Below are 23,620 nucleotides of genomic sequence, written 5' to 3' on the forward strand. Positions count from 1 at the left end.
CCCACCCGCACCCCGTTCCCGCACGAGCCCCGCACGAGTCCCCGCACCGTGGCCCCCGAGGAGGTGACCCCCGATGTCCGAGTCCTCCGGACTCCCCCCCGAGCAGGACACCGTACGCCGCCTGCTCGCGGACGCCCGTCATGACGGGCCCCCGCCTCCTGACGTCGTCGCCCGCCTCGACGAGACCCTTGCCTCCCTCGTGTCCGAGCGCGCGTCCGAGTCCGTGTCCGAGACCACCGCGGGGCGCACGACCGGGAACGACGACCGCTCGCCGGGACGCGTCGTCGACCTCGGCTCCCGCCGACGCCGTGTGGCAAGCATCGGCCTGCTGGCCGCCGCCTCCGTCGTCGTCGCGGGCGTCGCGCTCGGCCAGGCCCTCCCCCGCGGCGGCGACGACGCCGGGAAGTCGAGTGCCGGCTCTGCCTCGGACAGCTCGTTGGCGGAGCCACGCGACGAAGGAGGCGACTCGAGCGCCGACGCGGGCGGATCGGGCCCGGACAACCTCGCCGACAGCGAGGCGCGGCAGCCCGAGGAAAGCTTCCTGCAGCCTGGACTGACGGGACCCACGCTGTTCTCCGACGACGACGAGGACATCGTCCCCCAGCTGGTCGCGCTGCGGCCTGACGTGACGGACGGTTCGCAGCGCCTGAAGACGCTCCAGGCGCTGCGGGGCTGTGACGGCGTCGAACCGGGTCCATCGGCCGCCGTGGTGTCGGCCCAGGTCGACGGCGAGTCGGGCCTGGTCGTGTTCCGGCGGCCCGCCGGGGAGTTCCAGGACGTCGAGCTCTATGCCTGCGGCAACCCCGTCCCGCTGCGTACGATCACGCTGCCCGCGCCCTGACCGGTGCGGGCCGGCTGCGGAACAACGGTCGCCTACGATCGGTTGAGGACGACGTACCCGCACCAGACCCGATCCAGCCAGCAGGAGTCACTGACCCACATGAGCACCAGCACCGAGACCCGCAACGTCATCATCATCGGCTCGGGGCCCTCGGGCTACACGGCCGCTGTCTACGCGGCGCGTGCCTCGCTCAACCCGCTCGTCTTCGAGGGCTCGGTCACCGCCGGTGGCGCGCTGATGAACACCACCGAGGTGGAGAACTTCCCCGGCTTCCGCGACGGCATCATGGGCCCGGCCCTGATGGACGAGATGCGCGCCCAGGCCGAGCGGTTCGGCGCCGAGCTGGTCTCCGACGACGTCGTCGAGGTCGACCTGACCGGCGACGTGAAGGTCGTGAAGACCGCCACCGACACCTACACCGCGCGCTCGGTGATCCTGTCCACCGGCTCGGGCTACCGCAAGCTCGGCCTGGCGCGCGAGGACGAGCTCTCCGGTCGCGGCGTGTCGTGGTGTGCCACCTGTGACGGCTTCTTCTTCCGCGAGCAGGCCATCGCCGTCGTCGGTGGTGGCGACTCCGCCGTCGAGGAGGCCACGTTCCTCACCCGCTTCGGCTCGAAGGTCTACCTGATCCACCGCCGCGAGGAGCTGCGCGCCTCCAAGATCATGCAGGAGCGCGCCTTCGCCGACCCCAAGCTCGAGATGGTGTGGAACTCCGAGGTCGCCGCCATCAACGGCGCCGACAAGCTCGAGTCGATCACGCTCCGCGACACCCGGACCGGGGAGGAGCGTGACCTGCCCGTCACGGGGCTCTTCATCGCGATCGGGCACGACCCGCGCTCGGAGCTGCTCACCGGCCAGGTCGACCTCGACGACGACGGCTACGTGCTCGTCGACCACCCGTCCACGAAGACCAACCTCCCCGGAGTCTTCGCCGCCGGTGACCTCGTCGACCACCACTACCGCCAGGCCATCACGGCTGCCGGCACCGGCTGCGCCGCCGCCCTCGACGCGGAGCGCTTCATCGCCGCGCTCGACCACGAGGCGTCCACCGCAGGTGACGCAGCGGCGACCGTGCAGGCCATCGAGGAGCAGGTGCAGACCGCCGGCGCCTGACCCTCCGCTCCCCCCACCCGCAGCCGGGAACATCTGTCGGTGGGGTGGTGTTCAGTAGACATCGCCGCACGACAACCAGACCTTTTCGAAAGGGGCACTTCCGTGGCCAACATCGCCGCCGTGACCGACGCCGAGTTCGAGGCGCAGGTCCTCAAGTCCGACAAGCCCGTCCTGGTGGACTTCTGGGCAGAGTGGTGCGGTCCCTGCCGCCAGGTCGCCCCGATCCTCGACGAGCTCAACGCCGAGCACGGTGACAAGCTCACGTTCCTCAAGATGAACGTCGACGAGAACCCGGTGACCCCCTCGTCCTACCGCGTCACCGGCATCCCGACGATCAACGTCTACCAGGGTGGCGAGGTCGTGAAGTCCATCGTGGGCGCCAAGCCCAAGGCCGCGCTCCTCAAGGAGCTCGACGGCATCATCTGAGCCACGCAGTGACGAGCGCTTGCGCTCGGCACGTGGGCGTGGCCAGATCGAGTGGCCACGCGACTGAGGTACGAAGTCGCGACAGGGCCGTATCGAGATCTCACCACGTCTAGTCGCGAGAGGCGACCCGCACCGATCCGATCGGGCGGGTCGCCTTCTGCGTGGGGCGAACGACCCCCCACACCTTCTCCAGGGCGAGCTCGACCTCGTCCTTCCAGCTCAGCGCCGTCCGCAGCTCCATCCGCATCCGCGGGGTGGTGGGATGCGCGCGCTGGGTCTTGAAGCCCACGCCGCCGAGGAACTCGGCCGGCAGCACGCATCCGGTCGTCTGCCCCCGCGTGTCGCCGTACGCCTCGATCGCGGAGTGACCGCGCTCGACGAGGTCGGCGGCCATCGCCTGCACGAGCAGCCGGCCCAGGCCGCCCCTCCGCAGGCCCGGCTCGATCCACGCGGTCGCCGCGATGACGGCGTCCGGCGAGCCGGGCGCCGTGGGCAGGGTCGCCGCCCCGGGCAGCCACGCCGCCGGCGCGTAGACGATGTGCCCGACGGTGCGCCCGTCGAGGCGTACGACCCGACCGCACGAGCCCCACTCGCGCAGCACGATCGAGAGCCAGTTCTCCTTCTCGGCGATCCGCTCCTCGTGGTCGAGCCGCGCCCGGTCGACGGGCGAGAGCTCCCAGAACAGGCACGACCGCACCGGGTCGGCCAGCTCCGCGAGGTGGTCGACCGTCAGGTGTGCGGTCTTGCGGGACACGCTCCCGATGCTAGGTCATGTCTCGCGCTCAGGGGCGCGCAGCAGCCCGAGTGCGCGAGACATGACCCGTGCGCCGGATCGGGCCTGAGAGGATGGAGCGTGCGCCCGATCCGACAGAGCAAGAAGCTGCAAGGTGTCCGCTACGACGTGCGCGGGCCGATCCTGGTCGAGGCGCAGCGGCTCGAGGCCGAGGGGCACCGCATCCTCAAGCTCAACATCGGCAACACGGCGCCGTTCGGCTTCGAGGCCCCCGAGCAGATCCTCGCCGACATGATCCACCACCTGCCGCAGTCGCAGGGGTACGCCGACAGCCAGGGCATCTGGTCCGCCCGCACCGCGGTCATGCACTACTACCAGTCGCACGGCCTGCGCGACGTCGGCGTCGAGGACGTCTTCATCGGCAACGGCGTCTCCGAGCTGATCTCGATGGTGCTGCAGGCCTTCGTCGACGACGGGAACGAGATCCTGGTGCCGGCCCCCGACTACCCGCTCTGGACGGGCGCCGTGACGCTCGCGGGCGGGATCCCCGTGCACTACCGGTGCGACGAGGAGGCCGACTGGGACCCCGACCTCGCCGACATCGAGTCGAAGATCACCGAGAACACGCACGCCATCGTCATCATCAACCCCAACAACCCCACGGGCGCGGTCTACAGCGCGGAGACGGTCAAGGGTCTCGTCGACATCGCCCGTCGCCACCACCTCGTCGTCATGGCCGACGAGATCTACGAGAAGATTTTGTTCGAGGACGCGCAGCACCACCACGCGGCGACGTACGCCGGCAACGACGTGCTGTGCCTGACGTTCTCCGGCCTCTCGAAGGCCTACCGAGTCTGCGGCTACCGCGCCGGCTGGGTGATGATCTCCGGGCCGAAGGAGATCGCCACCGACTTCCTCGAGGGCCTCACCCTGATCGCCAACATGCGGATGTGCGCCAACGTGCCGGCCCAGCACGCCATCCAGACGGCGCTGGGCGGCTACCAGTCCATCGAGGAGCTGATCGGCCCCGGCGGCCGCTTCTACGAGCAGTCGATGCTGGCCCACCGGCTCCTCAACGAGATCCCCGGCGTCAGCAACGTCAAGCCGCGCGGCGCCCTCTACTGCTTCCCGCGCCTCGACCCGGACGTCTACGCCATCGACGACGACCAGGACTTCGTCATCGAGCTCCTGCGCGCGAAGAAGATCCTCGTCACGCACGGCACGGGCTTCAACTGGCCTGAGACGGACCACTTCAGGCTCGTCACGCTTCCCGAGGCGTCGGTCCTCGAGGAGGCGATCGGGCGGATCGCCGACTTCCTCGCCACGCGACGCTGATCACGAAGAGTCGCCGCCACCGGTCGGCTGACCCTAGGCTCCTCGCCATGCGCGATGTGACCTACCCACCGATCATCGTGACCGCCAAGGCGGCCTTCAGGCTCCTCGGCCAGCGTTTCCGGTTGTCCGGCACCGAGCACGTGCCGCGCGAGGGTGGCGTGCTGCTTGTCTACAACCACGTCAGCTACCTCGACTTCATCTACGGCGGCCTCGCCGCCAACCCGTCGGGTCGCCTGGTCCGGTTCATGGCCAAGCGAGAGATCTTCGACCACGCTGTCGGCGGCCCGGTGATGCGGTCCATGCACCACATCGAGGTGGACCGGGGCGAGGGGATTGCAAGCTTCCACGCCGCGGTCGAGCACCTACGCCGGGGCGAGGCCGTCGGCATCTTCCCCGAGGCCACCATCTCCCGCGCCATGGAGCTCAAGGAGTTCAAGACCGGTGCCGTGCGCATCGCCGCGGAGGCCGGCGTACCCGTCGTGCCGGTCATCCTGTGGGGCACGCAGCGGATGATGACCAAGGACCACCCCCGCGACTTCTCCCGCGGCAAGACCATCGCCATCACGGTCGGCGAGCCGATGCACCCGACCGGCGACAACCCCGTCGGCGACACCGCCCGCCTCCACGCCCAGATGTCGCAGATGCTCCGCGACACCGTCGCCGCCTACCCGGCTGACGAGCAGCCCCCCGGCTCGTGGTGGGTGCCCGCCTCGATGGGCGGCTCCGCCCCCACGCTCGAGGAGGCCGCTCGCCTCGACGCCGAGGAGAAGCGGGAGCGCGCTCGCAGGCGTGCGGAGAAGCGGGCTAAGAAGACAAGGCGCTAGATCGACAGGTCGCTTCGTCGACAGGTCGATGTGTTGCTTTGTCGACAAACCGCCTGATGGTTTCCCCGCTCGAGCGGGGAAACCGACTCCTGGAGGGGGTTGCAACCGCCTCCAGGAGTCAGACTCGCCCTTCCAGTCGACCGCCTCACGACACCCAAGGGTTTCGACGCGCTCGTACGGCTTCGCTGCGCTCAGTCGTGTCGCTTGTTAACCCGGCCGAGCCAGTGCCCAGCACTCGTGCCTCGTGCCCGGCTGCTCGTCTCAGATCGGCCGGTCGTCGCGGTTGCGCGGGTCCATGATGTCGACGATCCGGCGCAGGTCGTCGAGGCTGGCGAACTCGACCGTGATCTTGCCCTTGGCCTTGCCGAGGTCGACCTTGACGCGGGTCTCGAGGCGGTCGGAGAGACGTTCTCCCAGCTCATGGAGACCGGGGGCGACGGGCTTCCGGCGGAGGATACGCGGAGCCGGCTCCTCCTCGGCGCCCAGCGAGACGATCTCCTCGAGTCCGCGCACGGAGATGCCCTCCGCCGTGACCCGCGCAGCCAGCTTGTCCTGGAGGCCGGCGTCGTCGACGGACAGGAGGGCGCGGGCGTGCCCGGCCGAGAGGACGCCGGCCGCGACCCGACGCTGGACGGCGGGCGACAGCTTCAGCAGCCGCAGCGTGTTGGAGATCTGCGGACGCGAGCGGCCGATGCGCTGGGCGAGCTCCTCGTGCGTGCAGCCGAAGTCCTCCAGCAGCTGGCCGTAGGCGGCCGCCTCCTCGAGCGGGTTGAGCTGCGAGCGGTGGAGGTTCTCCAGGAGCGCGTCGCGGAGCATGTCGTCGTCGTCGGTCTCGCGGACGATCGCGGGGATCGTGTCGCGGCCCGCCTGCTGGGAGGCGCGCCAGCGGCGTTCGCCCATGATGAGCTCGTACGCGTCCTCGCCGGTGCGGCGTACGACGACCGGCTGCAGGAGGCCGACCTCGCGGATCGAGTGGACCAGCTCGGCGAGCGCCTCCTCCTCGAAGACCTGCCGAGGCTGACGCGCGTTGGGACGGACCTGCGCGATGGGCAGCTCCGCGAAGTAGGCGCCGGCGACCGTGCCTTCCGCGGTCTGCGAGCCACGCGATCCGTCGGCGACGGGCGCGACCGGATCGTCCGGGACATCCGCCGAGGAGGCGCCGTCAGCCGTGGCCGGCGGCAAGGTCTGGCTGGGAGCGGTCGGGATCAGCGACCCGAGGCCACGCCCCAGTCCGCGCCGCGGTGCGTTGCTGCTCATGCCGTGACCTCGTTCATGCGGGCGCTCCCTTGCTGGCGATCTCGCGGGCGGCCTCCAGGTAGGAGAGCGCTCCCGCCGACGCCGGATCGTAGGTCATCACGGTCTGGCCGTACGACGGCGCCTCCGAGACCCGGACCGACCGTGGCACCGCGGTCTTGAGCACCTGGTCGCCGAAGTGGCCACGCACCTCCTCGGCCACGCCCGCGGCGAGGCGGGTGCGCGCGTCGTACATCGTGAGCAGGATCGTGGAGATGACCAACCGGGGGTTGAGGTGCTGACGCACCATCTCGACGGTCTCGAGGAGCATGCCGAGGCCCTCGAGGGCGTAGTACTCCGCCTGGATCGGGATGAACATCTCGCGACCGGCGACCAGTGCGTTCAGCGTGAGGAGGCCGAGCGACGGCGGGCAGTCGACCAGGACGTAGTCGAAGCGGTCCTCACCGATCTCGGCCGCGCCGCCGACCAGCGGGTGGGCGGCGATGGCACGGTCGAGCCGCTGCTCCCGCGCGACCACGCTGACGAGCTCGATCTCGGCGCCGGCCAGGTCGATCGTCGCTGGGACCACCCACAGGCCGGGGAGGTCGGCGGACTCGGTCATCACGTCGGCGAGGGGAGCACCGTCGACCAGCATGTCGTAGGTCGACGGGATCCCGCGGTGGTGCTCGATCCCGAGGGCGGTCGAGGCGTTGCCCTGCGGATCGAGGTCGATGACGAGGACCTTCTGGCCGAGCTGCGCCAGGCCGGCGGCCACGTTGACCGTCGAGGTGGTCTTGCCTACGCCGCCCTTCTGGTTCGCGACGACGAGGATGCGTGTCTTCTCCGGTCGAGGGACGCCCTGTCGCCGCAGCCCGCCGGTGCGGGCCAGGACCGAGTGCTGTGCGGCCTGTGCCAGAGGGGTGGCCTGGTCGGCGAAGTCGTGGTCCTGACCGGCGAGGTCGCCGGCAGTTCGCACCTGCCAGGCGGGTCGTGTTTCACGTGAAACGTCACTCGAACCCGTTTCACGTGAAACGGCGGTGGTTTCCTCGTTCTGTGGATGAACGGGTCCATCCTGTGGATATCCCCGCTCAGGGGTGGTCCCCGAACCGGTGGAAAACGGGTACGGGTCCTCACCCGTGCTGCGCCAATCCCTGTCGTCACTCGGGCCGTGGCTCAACTCAGCTCACCTCTCGCTCGACCGCAGAACGGTCACGACGCCGGCGACGTCGCTCGGGATTCCGGGCAAGGGGCCAACCTATCCGGGAAGGGTCGGCCCATGGCACCCGCACCAGGGTGGTGGGGGGATCGACAAGACCGGCGCCCACCTCGAACACCTCCGGATCGCCGCAGCGCCACCTGGCCAGGAACTGGCGCGCCTCCACGATCTCGTCGTGCACCGAGCGCCCCTTCATGGCCACCGTCGCACCGGTGGGGGACACGAGTGGCATCGACCAGCCGAGCAGACGCTCGAGCGGGGCGACGGCCCGTGAGGTGACGACGTCGAACGTCCTCGTGCCGTGGAGGTCCTCCGCACGACCGCGCACGACCGTCACGTGGCCGAGCTCCAGCTCCGCCACGACCTCGTCGAGGAACGTCGTACGCCGCAGCAGCGGCTCGACCAGCGTCACCGCCAGGTCCGGTCGAGCGATCGCCAGCACCAGCCCCGGTAGACCGGCTCCGGTGCCGATGTCGCAGACCGAGGCACCGTCCGGCACGGCCTCACCGAGCACGGCAGAGTTGAGGACGTGGCGCTCCCACAGCCGCGGGGCCTCCCGCGGGCCGATCAGGCCTCGGAGGACGCCCTCGGTGGCGAGCAGCTCGGTGTAGCGCTCGGCCAGCGCGAGGCGGTCGGACGCGAACACCCTCCGCGCCTCGGGCGGCACGGAGGGTGGTCTCGACACGGCCCCGGGGGGCCTGCTCGACCCCCCGGTTTCACGTGAAACGTCGTCGCTCACGCGGGAAGGATCACCACGTGCCGCTGGGGCTCGGCGCCCTCGGACTCCGACGTGAGACCGGCGGCGGCCACCGCGTCGTGGACGACCTTGCGCTCGAAGGCGCTCATCGGCTCCAGCGACACGGACTCCCCGGACTCCTTCACCTCGGCGATGGACGTCTCGGCCAGGGCGACCAGCCGTTCGCGCTGCTGGGCCCGGTGGCCGTCGACGTCGAGCATCAGGCGCGACCGCTCGCCGGTCTCGCGGTACACCGCGAGGCGGGTGAGCTCCTGGAGCGCCTCCAGCACCTCGCCGTTGCGACCCACGAGCTGGCTCAGGTCGGCGCCCCCGATCTGCACGCTCGCGCGGTCACCCTCCACGTCCATGTCGAGGTCGCCGTCCAGGTCCGCGATGTCGAGGAGCTCCTCGAGGTAGTCCGCCGCGATGTCGCCCTCGTGCTCGAGGCGCTGCACCTTCGAGGGTCGCGCCGCGCCGGTGGCCTCGCCCGTCGGCTCGTTGTCGGTCGTCTCGGCGGCGGTCTCGCCGTCGGTCAGCTGCTCACTCACGTGTGTCTCCTGGTGTCTCGGTCAGGTACGACGACACCCTCGCGAGCGTCGTCAGGGAGGTCTGGGTCAGCGCTTCTTCTTGCCGCGCTGGGACTTGCTCTGGCGCTGGGGCTGCTGGCGGGTCTGCGACTTCTCCGCACGGCGGGCCTCCGCCTCCGCGGCGAGCCGCTCCTCCTCGAGCTGCGCGGGCGTCTTCTGTCCCTTGCGAGCGGCCTTCGCCCGGTCGCGCTCCTCCTTGGCAGCGGCCGCGGGGGTGCCGGGGGCCGGGTTGTTGCGGATGACGTAGAACTGCTGGCCCATGGTCCAGAGGTTCGACGTGGTCCAGTAGAAGAGGACACCGATCGGGAAGGCGATGCCACCGACGGCGAACACGACCGGGAGGACGTAGAGCAGCATCTTCTGCTGCTGGGCGTACGGACCGGAGAGGGCATCGGCCGGCATGTTCTTGCTCATCAGCTGGCGCTGGGTGAGGAACGTCGTCGCCGTCATCGCGAGCACGAGGACTGCCGCCAGCACGCGTACGCCGAGGTCGTCGGTGTTGAGGAACGTGTCGGAGATCTTGGCACCGAGGAAGACCGCGTCGCCGAACTGCTCGTTCAGCGTGACCGTCATGAGCCCCTTGGGATCCTGCGGGTTCTTCGCTGCCTGGTCGATCAGGCGGAACAGCGCCAGGAAGATCGGCATCTGCAACAGGATCGGGAGGCAGGAGGCGAACGGGTTGGTGCCCGAGTCCTTGTAGAGCTTCATCGTCTCCTGCGCGAGACGCTCACGGTCGTGCCCGTACTTCTTCTGCAGCTCGCGCACCTTGGGCTGGATGAGCTGCATGTTGCGGCTGGACTTGATCTGCTTGACGAACAGCGGGATCAACGCCATCCGGATCACGAGCGTCAGCCCGATGATCGACAGCACCCACGCGATCCCGGTCTCCGGGCCGAAGACCGAACCGAACAGCTTGTGGAAGCCGACCAGCACCGCCGAGATGACGTAGTAGAGCGGGGCCATGATCGCGCCGCCGATGGTGCCGAAGAAGTCGAGCACTCATGCTCCTCGAGTTGCAGTGGACGTGGATGAGGACTGGCCGGCCGATCCGGCGCGGGAGGGAACGGGGTCGTATCCGCCGGCGGCCCACGGGTGGCAGCGGGCGAGGCGGCGTACGGAGAGCCAGGTGCCGCGGACCGAGCCGTGGACGGTGACGGCCTCGAGGGCGTACGCCGAGCAGCTCGGGTGGTAGCGGCAGACCTGGCCGTAGAGCGGGCTGATCGCGAACCGCCACGCGCGGATGAAGCCGATGAGGAGGTGCTTCATGACGAGCTCACCCTGCTCAGGGTACGGGCGAGGTCGGCACCGAGGGAGGCGTACGACGCGTCGGCCGCAGCCGGCAGGGCGCGGACCACGAGCGCAGCACGACCCGGGAGCTCCTCGAGCGCTGCGAGGTGCTCCCGGGTCAGGTGCCGGAGTCGTCTCTTCACACGGTTGCGCGTGGCGGCGTTGCCCACGGCCTTGCCGACCGTGAATCCCACCTGCGTCGGGGCCGGTGGGGCGTCCGGGTCCACCCACAGGTGGACCACGAGGGTCGCCGATCCGGCGCGTCGCCCCTGGCGCACCGTGCGGCGAAAACCGTCAGCGGTGGTGAGGCGGTGGACAGCGGAGAGCAACGGCGTGTGCCGCGAGCTCTGGCCGTCAGACGGCCAGGCTCTTGCGGCCCTTGCGGCGACGGCCCGAGAGGATGGCGCGACCGGCACGGGTCCGCATGCGCAGGCGGAAGCCGTGCACCTTGTGACGGCGACGGTTGTTCGGCTGGTACGTACGCTTGCTCACGGCTATTTCTCCGAAGGTTTCGAGGGATGTCCACTCCGCACGGCGTCGGTGCTGGCCCGTGTTCAGGTACTTCAACCGGCACCGCCCGCCCGCGCGGCCGCCAGGTGGCGGATCGTGGACATGCGGCACCCGTCGACGGGGAGCGACCGGCCAACGGTACGCGGCCGGTGAAGTGAGGGTCAAACCCACGAGCCGCCCATGCCGGTCTGCCTGTGGATGACGTCTTGCTCCGCGCGTCCACCCGTTGTTACGTTCGAGACCTCCGCGGTCCGTCCCGACCACGGTCCGACCAGGGTCCAGCATGCGATGTGATCCGGGTCACAGACCGCTCGAATCGGTCTCTGACCTGCGGAAACGCTGGAAGGATCACCAGCCGTTGCGGCCGTGGGGGTTCGGTCCCACGGATCGGGCCCGGCAGTTCACAGCTTGTGGACAACTCTGTGGAAGCCACACCGGCCACATCGGTGTCGCCGCCGCTGCGAGGCCGGATCCAGAGCAACACACACGCACGACGACATGGTGGAAGCGAAGGCGGTCCGGGTGGACGACCAGCAGGTAGATCTCGGAACGGCGTGGCAGCAGATCGTCGAGGACCTCCAGCCCAACCAGCGGGCCTGGCTGCGACCGAGCGTGCCGATGACGCTCCACGAGAACACGGCGATCATCGCCGTGCCCAACGACTTCACCCGCAACCAGCTCGAGGGCCGGTTGCGCAACCACATCGAGGACGCGCTGACCGAGGCCTTCGGTCGTGAGATCCGGATGCTCGTGACGGTCAACCCGGCACTCGAGGCGGAGGCGCAACCACAGATCGACGAATCGACAGATGGATCTGTCGCTTTGTCGACAAACATCCAGCCGGCGTACGAGCCTCCCGCTCCGGTCACGATCGAACCGCACGAGCCGGTCGGCGCCGGCGGCGAGCGCCGTCCCTCCGCCCTGGAGACCCGCCTCAACCCGAAGTACACCTTCGAGACCTTCGTCATCGGCTCGTCGAACCGGTTCCCGCACGCCGCTGCCGTGGCCGTCGCCGAGGCACCGGGCAAGGCCTACAACCCGCTGCTGGTCTACGGGGAGTCGGGTCTGGGCAAGACCCACCTCCTGCACGCGATCGGCCACTACGTGCGCAGCCTCTACAGCAATGCCAAGGTGCGCTACGTCTCCAGCGAGGAGTTCACCAACGAGTTCATCAACGCGATCCGCGACGACCGGCAGGACCGGTTCAAGCGGCGCTACCGCGATGTCGACGTCCTGCTGATCGACGACATCCAGTTCCTCGAGGGCAAGACGCAGACCCAGGAGGAGTTCTTCCACACGTTCAACACCCTCCACAACGCCAACAAGCAGATCGTGCTGACCTCCGACCGCGCGCCCAAGCGGCTCGAGGCACTGGAGGACCGGCTGCGCAACCGGTTCGAGTGGGGCCTGATCACCGACGTCCAGCCGCCCGACCTCGAGACCCGGATCGCGATCCTGCGCAAGAAGGCCGCGATGGACCGGCTCACGGCGCCGCCGGACGTGCTGGAGTTCATCGCGTCCAAGATCCAGACCAACATCCGTGAGCTCGAGGGCGCGCTGATCCGGGTGACGGCGTTCGCCAACCTCAACCGCCAGGAGGTCGACATGACCCTGGCGGAGATCGTGCTCAAGGACCTGATCCCCGAGGGCGGCGAGCCCGAGATCACGCACGCGCTGATCATCGCCCAGACCGCCGCCTACTTCGGCGTCTCGCTCGAGGACCTCACCGGCCCCTCCCGCGGGCGGCACCTCGTGATGGCGCGCCAGATCGGCATGTACCTGTGCCGCGAGCTCACGTCGATGTCGCTGCCGCAGATCGGACGTGAGTTCGGCGGCCGCGACCACACGACGGTGATGTACGCCGACCGAAAGATCCGCCAGCTCCTCGCCGAGCGCCGCGCGGTCTTCAACCAGGTCAGCGAGCTCACCAACCGGGTCAAGATGCAGGCCCGCCAGGCCTGACGTCCCGGACGGCCGGCGAGGCCCTCGATGTGTGGAGAAGTTGTGGTTCGGTCCGCCGCGTCGTCCCCAGCCCCTGTGGACTCCTCGGGACGAACCACACGAACCGCGCCGCCGTCCACACCTCCCGCCGGTGTCGTCCGGCGGTGTCCACACCCGTCATCCACAGGGTTTCATCCCGCTGACCTGCGCAAACGTTCCTTGTCCACACTTTCCACGGACCCTACGACGACTATGAACCTCAACACTGGTCCGATCTCCCGCCAACACCTCACCGCCCTCCCTCTGGGGAGAACCCTGCCGCCGCCCCGACCGCGCGTGGCAGGATGCACTTCCCACGTGCACGCGTGTGGTTCCCGCCTGCGTGCAGCCGCTCGTTGCCCGCACCACCTCTCGTCGAGGAGACCCTTGTGAAGTTCCGCGTCGAACGCGACGTCTTCGCCGATGCCGTTGCCTGGGCTGCGCGCAGCCTGCCGGTCCGCCCCAGCTCGCCGGTCCTGGCAGGTCTGCTGATCGAGGCGAGCGACGCCGGACTGGTGCTCTCGACGTTCGACTACGAGACCTCGGCCCGCGCCACCCTCTCCGCCGAGGTCAACGACGAGGGCAAGGCGCTGGTGAGCGGACGCCTCCTCGCCGACATCTGCCGCAGCCTGCCGGCCAAGCCGGTCGAGCTGACCCTCGACGGTCCCCGCGTCTCGCTCACCTGCGGGTCCGCGCGCTTCAGCCTGCAGACGATGCCGGTCTCCGACTACCCGACGCTGCCGGAGATGCCCTCGGCCACCGGCACCGTCTCGAGCGCCGACTTCGCCCACGCCGTCGCGCAGGCCGTGACCGCGGCCGGTCGCGACGACATGCTGCCGGTGCTCACCGGCGTACGCATCGAGATCGACGGGTCCACCATGGCGCTCCTCGCCACCGACCGCTTCCGCCTCTCGCACCGTGAGCTCACCTGGAACCCCCAGTCCCCCGACGAGTCGGTGGCCGCGCTCGTGCCGGCCAAGGTGCTCGGCGACACCGCCAAGTCGCTCACCTCCGGCGCCGAGGTGACGATCGCGCTGAGCTCGAGCGGCGCCGGCGAGGGCCTGATCGGCTTCGAGGGCAGCGGCCTGGGCGGCGTACGTCGCACCACCACGCGCCTGCTCGACGGCGAGTTCCCCAAGGTCCGGTCACTCTTCCCGGCCGAGCACCTCACCGTGGCGAAGGTCAGCAAGGCCGACCTGATCGAGACCGTCAAGCGCGTCGCGCTGGTGGCCGAGCGCAACACCGCGGTGCAGATGAAGTTCGGCGACAACCAGATCGTCCTCGACGCCGGCTCCGGCGACGAGGCGATGGCGACCGAGGCCGTCGACGCCGACATCGACGGCGACGACCTGACGACCGGCTTCAACCCCCAGTTCCTGCTCGACGGCCTCACCGCCATCGACGGGGAGATGGTCGACCTCGCCTTCACCCAGGCCACCAAGCCCGTGGTCATCTCCGGTACCGACGCCGACGACACCACCGGCTCCTTCCGCTACCTGCTGATGCCGCGGAGGCTGCTGAGCTGAGCAGTCGTGCGCGCTCGCGCGCACGACGTTGCTCAGCCAGATCGAGTAGGACGCAGGAGTGAGCTCGCGAACTCCTGGTCGTCCGTATCGAGATCCACCTGAACGGTGAGGTCTCGATACGCCCTCGCTCGTTCCTCGCTCGGCTACTCGACCACCGAAGGTTGGAGGCTAGTCTCGTGACCATGGACATCGGACTCATCGGACTCGGCAAGATGGGCGGCAACATGCGCGAGCGCATGCGCCGCGCGGGACTCACGGTCGTGGGCTACGACCGCAACCCCGACGTCAGCGACGTCGACTCGCTCGAGGCGCTCGTCGAGGCGCTGCCGAGCCCCAAGGTCGTGTGGGTCATGGTGCCCGCGGGCGACCCGACCCGCGCGACGGTCCAGGAGCTCGCTGGACTGCTGGGCGAGGGCGACGTGGTGGTCGACGGCGGCAACTCGCGCTGGACCGATGACATCGCCAACGCCGAGCTGCTCGCCGAGAAGAAGATCGGCTACGTCGACTGCGGCGTCTCCGGCGGGGTCTGGGGCCTGGAGAACGGCTACGCGCTGATGTACGGCGGCGAGGCCGACGACATCGAGAAGGTGCAGCCGGCCTTCGACGCGCTGGCGCCCGAGGGTGACTTCGGGTCGGTCCACGCCGGCAAGGTCGGCGCCGGGCACTTCTCCAAGATGGTCCACAACGGCATCGAGTACGCGATCATGCAGTCCTACGCCGAGGGCTGGGAGCTGCTCGAGAAGGTCGACATGGTCGAGAACGTGACCGAGGTGTTCCGGTCCTGGCGAGAAGGCACCGTCATCCGCTCGTGGCTGCTCGACCTCATGGTCGCTGCGCTCGACGACGACCCGGGCCTGTCGAAGGTCGCCGGCTACGCCGAGGACTCCGGCGAGGGTCGCTGGACCGTCGAGGCTGGCATCGAGCACGCCGTCGCCACGCCGGCGATCACCGCGGCCCTGTACGCGCGCTTCGTCTCCCGCCAGGACGACAGCCCGGCGATGCAGGCGGTCGCCGCGATGCGCAACCAGTTCGGTGGGCATGCGGTGCGCACCCCGGCGCCCAAGGGTGGCGACGTCGAGGACGGCGGCCCCGCCGACCAGACCGAGACGGCGAAGAAGGCCGGTGCCGGCAGCGGCCAGGAGCCCGGCGAGAGCTGATGTCCCTGTGCACGTCGCGCACCTGACCCTGCACGACTTCCGCTCCTACGCCGACATCGAAGTCGCGCTGGAGCCGGGGGCGACGGCGTTCATCGGCCGCAACGGCCAGGGCAAGACCAACCTGGTCGAGGCGATCGACTACCTCTCGCGGCTCTCCTCGCACCGCGTCGCGACCGACGCGCCGCTGGTCCGGGCCGGCGCCGACCAGGCGATCGTCCGCGCGTCCGTGGTGAAGGAGGGACGGCCGGCGCTGATCGAGGTCGAGCTCAACCCCGGGCGGGCCAACCGTGCCCGGATCAACCGCTCACCCCTGCCGCGGCCCCGGGAGATCGTCGGCCTCGTGCGCACGGTGGTCTTCTCCCCCGACGACCTGACGCTCGTCAAGGGCGACCCGTCGGACCGGCGCAAGTTCCTGGACGACCTGCTGATCCTCCGCTCGCCGCGGCTGGCAGGCGTACGGTCGGACTACGACCGGGTGCTCAAGCAGCGCAACAGCCTCCTCAAGACGGCCGGCGTCGCCCGTGGCTCGTCACGCGACGCCGCGATGTCGACGCTCGAGATCTGGGACGACAACCTCGCCCGCGTCGGCGCGGAGATCCTCGGCGCCCGCCTGCGGCTGGTCGAAGACCTGCGCCCCTACCTCGGCAAGGCGTACGAGGCCGTCGCCCGCGGCGCGAGCCGGGACGACGCCGACCTCGACTACCGCGCCAGCGTGGAGGTCGGCGACGACCTCCCGCAGGCGCTGCTGGACGCGATCGCCGCGCGGCGCAAGGAGGAGCTCGACCGCGGCATCTCCCTGGTCGGCCCGCACCGCGACGAGCTGCTGCTCTCCCTCGGCGACCCGAACCTGCGGCTGCCGGTCAAGGGCTACGCCTCCCACGGGGAGTCGTGGTCATTCGCGCTCGCGCTGCGCCTGGCGTCGTACGACCTGCTGCGCGCCGACGGCGACGACCCGATCCTGGTCCTCGACGACGTCTTCGCCGAGCTCGACTCCGACCGTCGCCAGCAGCTGGCGGAGCTCGTCGCCGGGGCCGAGCAGGTGCTGGTCACGGCCGCGGTCGCCGCGGACGTGCCCGCGTCCCTGCAGGGTGCCCGTTTCCTCGTCGCCGACGGGACCGTGACCCGTGACGACTGACGACCCCGATGAGGCGTCCGAGGAGCCCACGCCGGTGGACGCCGCGGCGGAGCACCAGCCCGACGGGCTCGACCTGGCGCGCTCGGCGGCCCGAGCGGCGGCTGCCACCCCGGGTGGCAAGCCACGGAAGACGTCCTCGACCTTCCGCCGTCGTACGTTCACGAAGTCCTCGGGTGCGCGACCCGACGACCGCGACCCGCAGCTGCTCGAGCAGGCGATGGGGCGGCTGATCGCCAACCACGGCTGGGAGCTCGACCTCAAGGTCCAGGGCGTCTTCGGACGGTGGGCCGAGCTGGTCGGCGACGAGGTGGCCGATCACTGCACGCCGGAGTCGTTCGACGACGGCCGGCTGGTGGTGCGCACCGACTCGACGGCCTGGGCCACGCAGCTCAAGCTGCTCGCGCCCACCGTCGTACGGCGTCTCAACGAGGAGCTCGGGCACGGCACCGTCACCGTGATCGAGGTGCTCGGACCCCACCTGCCGAGCTGGACCAAGGGGCGGCTGTCGAGCCGCGACGGTCGCGGTCCGCGCGACACCTACGGCTGAGCAGGGCCCGATCGCCAGAGCCCCGATCTGCCGATCTGGCAGGCTCCGGACCATATGGGGGCCCACCGACCCCCCTGTTCGACCGGCTGACAGGCCCTCATGGGCCCGCTGGGGCCATCTTTTCGTCCAGATCCATCCCCAACCGGGGGTCGATGCTTCGGTTGAGGCGTCCTGACGGGTATTGTGGCGCTACGAGTCGCACGCTGTGTTGCCACCGCAACCGCCGCGACTCGACTCATGTCGAACGCCCCCGGGCCAGCTCCGGGGCGATGAGCAGAAGGCCGTGCCTTGAGCGAACAGAACCACGAGTCCACCCCGGCCACCCCCGACGCCACTCCCGGTTCCGCTCCCGATCCACAGTCCGCCGACAGTCCCACCGAGGCCGAGCGCGCCCAGGCGCTGGCCGCTGCCGTCGAGGAGACGGGCGAGGAGAGGCGCTCCAACACCGCCGTCGACGGCAGCGTCGAGTACGACGCGTCGGCGATCCAGGTGCTCGAGGGCCTCGAGGCCGTGCGCAAGCGCCCGGGCATGTACATCGGCTCCACCGGCGAGCGCGGGCTCCACCACCTCATCTGGGAGATCGTCGACAACGGCGTCGACGAGGCCCTCGCGGGCTACGCGACCCGGATCGTGCTGACGCTCCAGGCCGACGGCGGCGTCCGGGTCGAGGACAACGGTCGCGGCATCCCGACCGACACGGCCCCGGGGCAGGACATGCCCGCGCTGACGATGGCCCTGACGATGCTCCACGCCGGCGGCAAGTTCGGCGGCGGCGGCTACAAGGTCTCCGGCGGCCTCCACGGCGTCGGCGTCTCGGTGGTCAACGCGCTCTCCTCGCGCCTGGTCGCGGAGGTCAAGAACCGCGGCCACCTGTGGCGCCAGTCCTTCCAGCTCGGAACGCCCGACGCCGACCTCGAGCAGGTCCGCCCGCTCGACGCGGGGGAGGGCACCGGCACGACGGTGACCTGGTACGCCTCGAAGGAGATCTTCGAGCACACCGACTACAACCTCGAGACGATCACCTCCCGCCTGCGCGAGATGGCGTTCCTCAACAAGGGCGTCGAGTTCGTCGTCCGCGACGAGCGCGCCCGGGCAGAGGCGATCGTCGACGCCGTCGAGGACGACACGATCGCCGGCGACATCGACAGTGCCGGACACGACGGGATCAAGCGGGCCGAGGCGGGCGGCCTCGAGCAGGTCTTCAAGTACGACCGCGGCCTCGTCGACTACGTCGAGCACCTCAACCGCCGCAAGGACAAGGCCAACGCCACGGTCATCTCCTTCGAGGCCGAGACGGCCGAGGGGGCCTCGGGCCAGCACATGAGCCTCGAGGTCGCGATGCAGTGGAACACCACCTACACCGAGTCGGTCCACACCTTCGCCAACAACATCAACACCCACGAGGGCGGCACGCACGAGGAGGGCTTCCGAGCGTCGCTGACCTCCCTGGTCAACAACTGGGGAGAGGAGTGGGGCCTGATCAAGAAGAAGGAGGACCGCGTCTCGGGTGACGACATCCGCGAGGGACTCACCGCGATCATCTCCATCAAGCTCGGCGAGCCGCAGTTCGAGGGCCAGACCAAGACCAAGCTCGGCAACACGGAGGCCAAGGGCTTCACCCAGCGGATCATGAACGACCAGCTCGGTGCCTGGTTCGAGCAGAACCCGGCCGAGGGCCGCGACATCGTGCGCAAGTCGCAGGCCGCCGCCAACGCCCGGATCGCTGCCCGCAAGGCGCGCGAGCTCGCGCGCGGCCGCAAGGGCCTCCTCGGCGGTGGCGGCCTTCCCGGCAAGCTCAGCGACTGCCAGTCGACCAACCCAGCCGAGTGCGAGGTCTTCATCGTCGAGGGCGACTCGGCCGGCGGCTCCGCCCGCCAGGGCCGCGACCCCCGCATCCAGGCGATCCTGCCGATCCGCGGCAAGATCCTCAACGTCGAGAAGGCCCGCATCGACAAGGTGCTCGCCAACACCGAGGTCCAGGCGATCATCTCGGCCCTCGGCACCGGCATCCACGAGGAGTTCAGCCTCGAGAAGCTGCGCTACCACAAGGTCGTGATGATGGCCGACGCCGACGTCGACGGCCACCACATCAACACCCTGCTGCTGACGCTGCTGTTCCGGTTCATGAAGCCGCTCATCGAGCACGGCTACGTCTACATGGCGCAGCCGCCGCTCTACCGCCTCCGCTGGAACAAGCCGGCCGAGCACGAGTTCGTCTACTCCGACGCCGAGCGCGACGCGCTGATGGCCGACGGCCTCGCGCAGGGCAAGAAGCTCCCCAAGGAGAACCCGGTCCAGCGCTACAAGGGTCTCGGGGAGATGAACGCCGACGAGCTGTGGGAGACCACGATGGACCCCGACGCCCGCCTCATGAAGCAGGTGACGCTCGAGGATGCCGCGCAGGCCGACGAGATCTTCTCGATCCTCATGGGCGAGGACGTCGAGCAGCGCCGTTCCTTCATCCAGCGCAACGCCAAGGACGTCCGTTTCCTCGATATCTAGGTCGCTAGTCCGATCTACGACCAGCCCTAGACATCGATAGAACGCAGGAGAGAACCAGAGATGACCGAGACCCCCACCGGCACCGGCGGCGGAGCAGACGGCTTCGGCTTCGGCGACGACCGCATCCAGCCGATCGAGCTGCAGACGCTGATGCAGCAGTCCTACATCGACTACGCGATGACCGTGATCGTCGGGCGCGCGCTGCCCGACGTACGCGACGGGCTCAAGCCGGTGCACCGCCGGATCCTCTACGCGATGTACGACGGTGGCTACCGCCCCGACCGCGGCTTCTCCAAGTGCTCGCGCGTCGTCGGTGACGTGATGGGTCAGTACCACCCCCACGGCGACTCCGCGATCTACGACACCATGGTGCGCCTCGCGCAGCCGTGGGTGCTGCGCTACCCGCTCATCAACGGCCAGGGCAACTTCGGCTCGCCGGGCAACGACTCCGCCGCCGCCATGCGGTACACCGAGTGCCGGATGGCGCCGCTGGCCATGGAGATGGTCCGCGACATCGACGAGGACACCGTCGACTTCCAGCCCAACTACGACGGTCGCTCCCAGGAGCCGACCATCCTCCCGAGCCGGTTCCCGAACCTCCTGGTCAACGGCTCGGCCGGCATCGCGGTCGGCATGGCGACCAACATCCCGCCGCACAACCTCATCGAGGTCGCCGACGGCGCGAAGTGGGCGCTCGAGCACCCCGACGCCAGCCGCGAGGAGCTGCAGGACGCGCTCGTCGAGCGGATCAAGGGCCCGGACTTCCCCAACGGCGCGCTGATCGTCGGCCGTCAGGGCATCGAGCAGGCCTACCGCACCGGTCGCGGCTCGATCGCCCAGCGCGCGGTGGTCGAGATCGACGAGGACGCCAAGGGTCGCGTGATGCTCGTCATCAGCGAGCTCCCCTACATGGTCAACCCGGACAACCTGGCGCTCAAGATCGCCGAGCTCGCCGACTCCGGGCGGATCCAGGGCATCTCCGACGTCCGTGACGACACCAGCTCGCGCACCGGCCAGCGCCTGGTGATCATCCTCAAGCGCGACGCTGTCGCCCGCGTCGTGCTCAACAACCTGTTCAAGCACACCGAGCTGCAGTCCAACTTCTCGGCCAACATGCTGGCCCTGGTCGACGGGGTGCCCCGCACGCTGCCGATCGACCAGTTCATCTCCAACTGGGTCACCCACCAGATCGAGGTCATCCAGCGGCGTACGCGCTTCCGGCTCGCCGAGGCCGAGCGCCAGGCCCACATCTACCGCGGGCTCGCCAAGGCGCTCGACGCGCTCGACGAGGTCATCGCCCTGATCCGTCGCAGCCCCGACGTCGACGAGGCCCGCCAGGGACTCATCGCGCTGCTCGAGATCGACGAGATCCAGGCCAACGCGATCCTCGAGATGCAGCTGCGCCGCCTGGCCGCCCTCGAGCGCCAGAAGATCATGGACCGCCTCGCCGAGCTCGAGCGCGTCATCGCCGACCTCGAGGACATCCTGGCCAACGAGGCGCGCCAGCGGCAGATCGTCTCCGACGAGCTGACCGAGATCGTCGACAAGTACGGCAACGAGCGGCGTACGCAGATCATCGCCGCCGACGGCGACCTGTCGATGGAGGACCTGATCCCCGACGAGGACCTCGTCGTCTCCATCACCCGCGGGGGCTACGCCAAGCGCACCCGCGCCGACCAGTATCGCCTGCAGAAGCGCGGCGGCAAGGGCGTCCGTGGTGCGACGCTGCGCGGCGACGACGTCGTCCAGCACTTCATCGCCACGACCAACCACCACTGGCTGCTGTTCTTCACGACCGCCGGTCGCGTCTACCGCACGAAGGCCTACAACCTGCCCGAGGCCGCGCGCGACGCCAAGGGCGGTCACGTCGCCGGCCTGCTGAGCTTCCAGCCCGACGAGGACATCGCTCAGGTGCTGGCGATCCGCGACTATGAGCAGGCCCCCTACCTCGTGCTCGCCACCCGCACCGGCCTGGTCAAGAAGACCAAGCTCGGCGACTACAACAGCCCGCGCCAGGCAGGCGTCATCGCGATCAACTTCCGCGAGGACGACGACGAGCTGATCGGCGCCGAGCTGGTCAACGCCGACGACGACATCCTCCTGGTGTCCCGCAAGGGCCAGGCGATCCGCTTCCAGGCCAGCGACGAGCAGCTGCGCCCGATGGGCCGTGCCACCGGCGGCGTGCGCGGCATGAAGTTCAAGCACGACGACGACGCGGTGCTCTCCCTCTCCGTGATCCGCGCGGCCCAGGTCGCGGCCGAGGAGGCCATCGAGGAGGCCGGTGCGTCTGTCGAGGACAGCGAGGTGAAGGAGCAGTACGTCTTCACCATCACCGACGGCGGCTACGCCAAGCGCTCGCGCATCACCGACTACCGCACCACCAACCGTGGCGGCGTCGGCATCCGCGCGGTCAAGCTCACCAACGAGGACCGCGGCGGCCTGGTCGGCGCGTTCATCGTGGAGGAGGGCGACGAGGTCCTCTCGATCACCAGCGGCGGGCAGGTCGTCCGCAGCCCTATCGACGCCAACTTCCGCGCCACCGGGCGCGACAGCCAGGGCGTGAAGTTCGTGACGCCCAAGAAGGGCGACACGGTCGCCGTGGTGGCCCGCTCGGTCGAGGCCCGTGAGGACGAGGAGGTCGAGGAGCTGGTCGCCGAGGCCGCCTCCGAGGTCGAGGAAGGTGCCCGTGAGGCCGCCGCCGAATCGCCCGACGTGGTCGACGATGCAACAATCGATGGTCAGGACGCTGTCGAAGCACCTGCCGATGCCCCCGCCGACGACACCGAGGAGTGAGTGACCCATGTCGGAGCGCACCGCGACTCCCCGCCGTACCTCCGGGGGCGAGCCCGCCAAGCGGTCCCTGACCGGGCGGCTCCAGGACACGCTGTCCAGCGCCGCTGAGGAGCACCGCGCCAACGCCGGACCGGCTGAGTCGCGGGGCAACCGCGCCCGTCGTACGGCCGGCCGCCAGCCGCGTCGGGCCCGGCTGCGTCTGACCCGGGTGGACCCGTGGTCGGTGATGAAGACGTCGTTCCTGCTCTCCGTCGCGTTCGGTGTCGTCACCTTCGTCGCCATCTTCATGGTGTGGTCGGTGCTCGGCGCGGCCGGCGTGTGGGACTCGATCAACTCGGCCGTGGCGAGCATCGTCGAGGGGGACAGCGGCAACTCCACCTTCGACGTCACCAACTACGTCGGCATGTCGCGGGTGCTCGGTTTCACGCTCCTCGTCTCGGTCGTCGACGTCATCCTGATCACCGCGATCGCGACCCTGACGGCGTTCCTCTACAACCTCGCGGCCGCCCTCCTCGGCGGCATCGAGGTGACCCTCGCCGAGGACGAGAAGTGAGCCGATCCCCGATTGGCACCGCCTGACCGTGGTCAGGTAACCTTCGGCGTCGCCGCTTGCGGCGCACGGGCCTATAGCTCAGACGGTTAGAGCGCTTCCCTGATAAGGAAGAGGTCGGAGGTTCAAGTCCTCCTAGGCCCACTCCATCCCTTCGCGTCACCCCCTTCGCTCCGATCCCGAGGAGAGTCCATGAAGAAGCTCCTGCTGATCGCAATCGCCGCCGCCGGCGCGGTCGTCGCGAAGAAGAAGATGGACGAGGGCAAGAACGAGCAGGCCCTCTGGGCCGAGGCCACCGACACCGTCGAGAAGGCCTGAGCTCTCACCACCTGTTGTTGGCGGTCGCGCAGCGACCGTTAGCCACCACCACGGGGCCTTGGCGCAATTGGTAGCGCACCTGCTTTGCAAGCAGGGGGTTGCGAGTTCGAGTCTCGTAGGCTCCACCGGCGAAACCCCAGGTCAGCCTGGGGTTTCGTTCTCTTCTGTAGTGGTCTAGTCGACTTCGACATGGCCGTGTAGGGGGACTGGTGGGGGAAGGTCATGCTGCCAAGGGCGCCCGAAGCCGGCACAGCGGTTGACTGCTCGATCT

Annotated in this window: 23 protein-coding genes and 2 tRNA genes; 16 read left to right on the plus strand and 9 right to left on the minus strand. The window is 69.5% G+C overall.

Annotated elements, in window-relative coordinates; all coding sequences use genetic code 11:
- The first annotated feature begins 73 nt into the window (after positions 1 to 73).
- From ACFQW6_RS13515 to trxA, 3 genes are all read left to right on the plus strand, one after another.
- Positions 74 to 841 (plus strand): hypothetical protein, encoded by a 768-nt coding sequence (locus ACFQW6_RS13515; RefSeq protein ID WP_378545959.1) that lies wholly within the window; start codon positions 74 to 76, stop codon positions 839 to 841.
- A gap of 99 nt (positions 842 to 940) precedes the next feature.
- Entirely contained in the window at positions 941 to 1,954 is a 1,014-nt protein-coding gene (gene trxB / locus ACFQW6_RS13520; protein ID WP_378545962.1) for a thioredoxin-disulfide reductase, read from the plus strand.
- A 102-nt stretch (positions 1,955 to 2,056) separates the two neighbouring features.
- Positions 2,057 to 2,380, plus strand: coding sequence for a thioredoxin (trxA, locus tag ACFQW6_RS13525; RefSeq protein ID WP_308213175.1), 324 nt, complete (start codon positions 2,057 to 2,059; stop codon positions 2,378 to 2,380).
- 109 nt (positions 2,381 to 2,489) lie between these two features.
- Here the strand turns inward: trxA and ACFQW6_RS13530 are convergent, their stop codons facing one another.
- On the minus strand, positions 2,490 to 3,134 hold the full coding sequence (locus ACFQW6_RS13530) for a GNAT family N-acetyltransferase (protein ID WP_378545967.1): 645 nt from the start codon (positions 3,132 to 3,134) through the stop codon (positions 2,490 to 2,492).
- Between the two features lie 99 nt (positions 3,135 to 3,233).
- Between ACFQW6_RS13530 and ACFQW6_RS13535 the strand changes: the two genes are divergently transcribed.
- Positions 3,234 to 4,448 (plus strand): pyridoxal phosphate-dependent aminotransferase, encoded by a 1,215-nt coding sequence (locus ACFQW6_RS13535; RefSeq protein ID WP_378545970.1) that lies wholly within the window; start codon positions 3,234 to 3,236, stop codon positions 4,446 to 4,448.
- Between the two features lie 47 nt (positions 4,449 to 4,495).
- On the plus strand, positions 4,496 to 5,272 hold the full coding sequence (locus tag ACFQW6_RS13540) for a lysophospholipid acyltransferase family protein (protein ID WP_378545973.1): 777 nt from the start codon (positions 4,496 to 4,498) through the stop codon (positions 5,270 to 5,272).
- Positions 5,273 to 5,533: 261 nt separating this feature from the next.
- On the opposite strand, the gene ACFQW6_RS13545 is transcribed toward ACFQW6_RS13540, so the two are convergent.
- From ACFQW6_RS13545 to rpmH, 8 genes are all read right to left on the minus strand, one after another.
- Positions 5,534 to 6,529: a ParB/RepB/Spo0J family partition protein gene (locus ACFQW6_RS13545; RefSeq protein ID WP_378545975.1), complete on the minus strand. Its 996-nt coding sequence runs from the start codon at positions 6,527 to 6,529 to the stop codon at positions 5,534 to 5,536.
- Positions 6,530 to 6,542: 13 nt separating this feature from the next.
- Positions 6,543 to 7,481, minus strand: a complete 939-nt coding sequence (locus ACFQW6_RS13550) for a ParA family protein (RefSeq protein WP_378545978.1) — start codon at positions 7,479 to 7,481, stop codon at positions 6,543 to 6,545.
- 202 nt (positions 7,482 to 7,683) lie between these two features.
- Positions 7,684 to 8,367: a 16S rRNA (guanine(527)-N(7))-methyltransferase RsmG gene (rsmG, locus tag ACFQW6_RS13555; RefSeq protein ID WP_378545981.1), complete on the minus strand. Its 684-nt coding sequence runs from the start codon at positions 8,365 to 8,367 to the stop codon at positions 7,684 to 7,686.
- Positions 8,368 to 8,456: 89 nt separating this feature from the next.
- Entirely contained in the window at positions 8,457 to 9,005 is a 549-nt protein-coding gene (locus tag ACFQW6_RS13560; RefSeq protein ID WP_378545984.1) for a protein jag, read from the minus strand.
- Positions 9,006 to 9,071: 66 nt separating this feature from the next.
- Complete coding sequence (gene yidC, locus ACFQW6_RS13565) at positions 9,072 to 10,007, minus strand: membrane protein insertase YidC (RefSeq protein ID WP_378547556.1); 936 nt, start codon at positions 10,005 to 10,007, stop codon at positions 9,072 to 9,074.
- A gap of 36 nt (positions 10,008 to 10,043) precedes the next feature.
- Positions 10,044 to 10,310 carry a membrane protein insertion efficiency factor YidD gene (gene yidD, locus ACFQW6_RS13570; RefSeq protein ID WP_378545987.1) on the minus strand — a complete coding sequence of 89 codons (267 nt, stop codon included), beginning with the start codon at positions 10,308 to 10,310 and terminating at the stop codon, positions 10,044 to 10,046.
- Positions 10,307 to 10,747, minus strand: coding sequence for a ribonuclease P protein component (gene rnpA, locus ACFQW6_RS13575; protein ID WP_378545989.1), 441 nt, complete (start codon positions 10,745 to 10,747; stop codon positions 10,307 to 10,309). Before rnpA ends, yidD begins: the two co-directional genes overlap by 4 nt.
- Positions 10,686 to 10,823, minus strand: a complete 138-nt coding sequence (rpmH, locus tag ACFQW6_RS13580; RefSeq protein WP_300048438.1) for a 50S ribosomal protein L34 — start codon at positions 10,821 to 10,823, stop codon at positions 10,686 to 10,688. Before rpmH ends, rnpA begins: the two co-directional genes overlap by 62 nt.
- 516 nt (positions 10,824 to 11,339) lie before the next feature.
- On the opposite strand from rpmH, the gene dnaA reads away from it, so the two are divergent.
- From dnaA to ACFQW6_RS13635, 11 genes are all read left to right on the plus strand, one after another.
- Positions 11,340 to 12,803, plus strand: coding sequence for a chromosomal replication initiator protein DnaA (gene dnaA / locus ACFQW6_RS13585; protein ID WP_378545991.1), 1,464 nt, complete (start codon positions 11,340 to 11,342; stop codon positions 12,801 to 12,803).
- A gap of 407 nt (positions 12,804 to 13,210) precedes the next feature.
- Positions 13,211 to 14,347 carry a DNA polymerase III subunit beta gene (dnaN, locus tag ACFQW6_RS13590; protein WP_378545993.1) on the plus strand — a complete coding sequence of 379 codons (1,137 nt, stop codon included), beginning with the start codon at positions 13,211 to 13,213 and terminating at the stop codon, positions 14,345 to 14,347.
- A gap of 161 nt (positions 14,348 to 14,508) precedes the next feature.
- Positions 14,509 to 15,504 carry a phosphogluconate dehydrogenase (NAD(+)-dependent, decarboxylating) gene (gene gnd, locus ACFQW6_RS13595; RefSeq protein WP_378545995.1) on the plus strand — a complete coding sequence of 332 codons (996 nt, stop codon included), beginning with the start codon at positions 14,509 to 14,511 and terminating at the stop codon, positions 15,502 to 15,504.
- Between the two features lie 7 nt (positions 15,505 to 15,511).
- A complete protein-coding gene (recF, locus tag ACFQW6_RS13600) occupies positions 15,512 to 16,639 on the plus strand; it encodes a DNA replication/repair protein RecF (RefSeq protein ID WP_378545997.1) in 1,128 nt (375 codons plus the stop codon).
- On the plus strand, positions 16,629 to 17,186 hold the full coding sequence (locus ACFQW6_RS13605; RefSeq protein ID WP_378546000.1) for a DUF721 domain-containing protein: 558 nt from the start codon (positions 16,629 to 16,631) through the stop codon (positions 17,184 to 17,186). Before recF ends, ACFQW6_RS13605 begins: the two co-directional genes overlap by 11 nt.
- Positions 17,187 to 17,585: 399 nt before the next feature.
- Positions 17,586 to 19,688, plus strand: coding sequence for a DNA topoisomerase (ATP-hydrolyzing) subunit B (gyrB, locus tag ACFQW6_RS13610; RefSeq protein WP_378547559.1), 2,103 nt, complete (start codon positions 17,586 to 17,588; stop codon positions 19,686 to 19,688).
- A gap of 60 nt (positions 19,689 to 19,748) precedes the next feature.
- Positions 19,749 to 22,481 (plus strand): DNA gyrase subunit A, encoded by a 2,733-nt coding sequence (gene gyrA / locus ACFQW6_RS13615; protein ID WP_378546003.1) that lies wholly within the window; start codon positions 19,749 to 19,751, stop codon positions 22,479 to 22,481.
- Positions 22,482 to 22,488: 7 nt separating this feature from the next.
- Complete coding sequence (locus ACFQW6_RS13620; RefSeq protein ID WP_378546006.1) at positions 22,489 to 23,034, plus strand: DUF3566 domain-containing protein; 546 nt, start codon at positions 22,489 to 22,491, stop codon at positions 23,032 to 23,034.
- Positions 23,035 to 23,101: 67 nt separating this feature from the next.
- Positions 23,102 to 23,175 (plus strand) — tRNA-Ile (locus tag ACFQW6_RS13625).
- A gap of 48 nt (positions 23,176 to 23,223) precedes the next feature.
- Positions 23,224 to 23,349: a DLW-39 family protein gene (locus ACFQW6_RS13630; protein WP_378546010.1), complete on the plus strand. Its 126-nt coding sequence runs from the start codon at positions 23,224 to 23,226 to the stop codon at positions 23,347 to 23,349.
- A gap of 52 nt (positions 23,350 to 23,401) precedes the next feature.
- Positions 23,402 to 23,474, plus strand: a tRNA-Ala gene (locus ACFQW6_RS13635).
- Positions 23,475 to 23,620: the final 146 nt, after the last annotated feature.

Source organism: Nocardioides sp. GCM10028917 (assembly GCF_042666175.1).
Taxonomy (GTDB): domain Bacteria; phylum Actinomycetota; class Actinomycetes; order Propionibacteriales; family Nocardioidaceae; genus Nocardioides.

Excerpts from the sequence above, each read along its gene's own strand:
- yidC (WP_378547556.1), bottom strand. The coding sequence starts at position 10,007 with ATGGCCCCGCTCTACTACGTCATCTCGGCGGTGCTGGTCGGCTTCCAC.
- ACFQW6_RS13545 (WP_378545975.1), bottom strand. The coding sequence starts at position 6,529 with ATGAGCAGCAACGCACCGCGGCGCGGACTGGGGCGTGGCCTCGGGTCG.
- trxB (WP_378545962.1), top strand. The coding sequence starts at position 941 with ATGAGCACCAGCACCGAGACCCGCAACGTCATCATCATCGGCTCGGGG.
- gyrA (WP_378546003.1), top strand. The coding sequence starts at position 19,749 with ATGACCGAGACCCCCACCGGCACCGGCGGCGGAGCAGACGGCTTCGGC.
- ACFQW6_RS13630 (WP_378546010.1), top strand. The coding sequence starts at position 23,224 with ATGAAGAAGCTCCTGCTGATCGCAATCGCCGCCGCCGGCGCGGTCGTC.
- ACFQW6_RS13540 (WP_378545973.1), top strand. The coding sequence starts at position 4,496 with ATGCGCGATGTGACCTACCCACCGATCATCGTGACCGCCAAGGCGGCC.
- ACFQW6_RS13620 (WP_378546006.1), top strand. The coding sequence starts at position 22,489 with ATGTCGGAGCGCACCGCGACTCCCCGCCGTACCTCCGGGGGCGAGCCC.
- dnaA (WP_378545991.1), top strand. The coding sequence starts at position 11,340 with ATGGTGGAAGCGAAGGCGGTCCGGGTGGACGACCAGCAGGTAGATCTC.
- ACFQW6_RS13515 (WP_378545959.1), top strand. The coding sequence starts at position 74 with ATGTCCGAGTCCTCCGGACTCCCCCCCGAGCAGGACACCGTACGCCGC.
- yidD (WP_378545987.1), bottom strand. The coding sequence starts at position 10,310 with ATGAAGCACCTCCTCATCGGCTTCATCCGCGCGTGGCGGTTCGCGATC.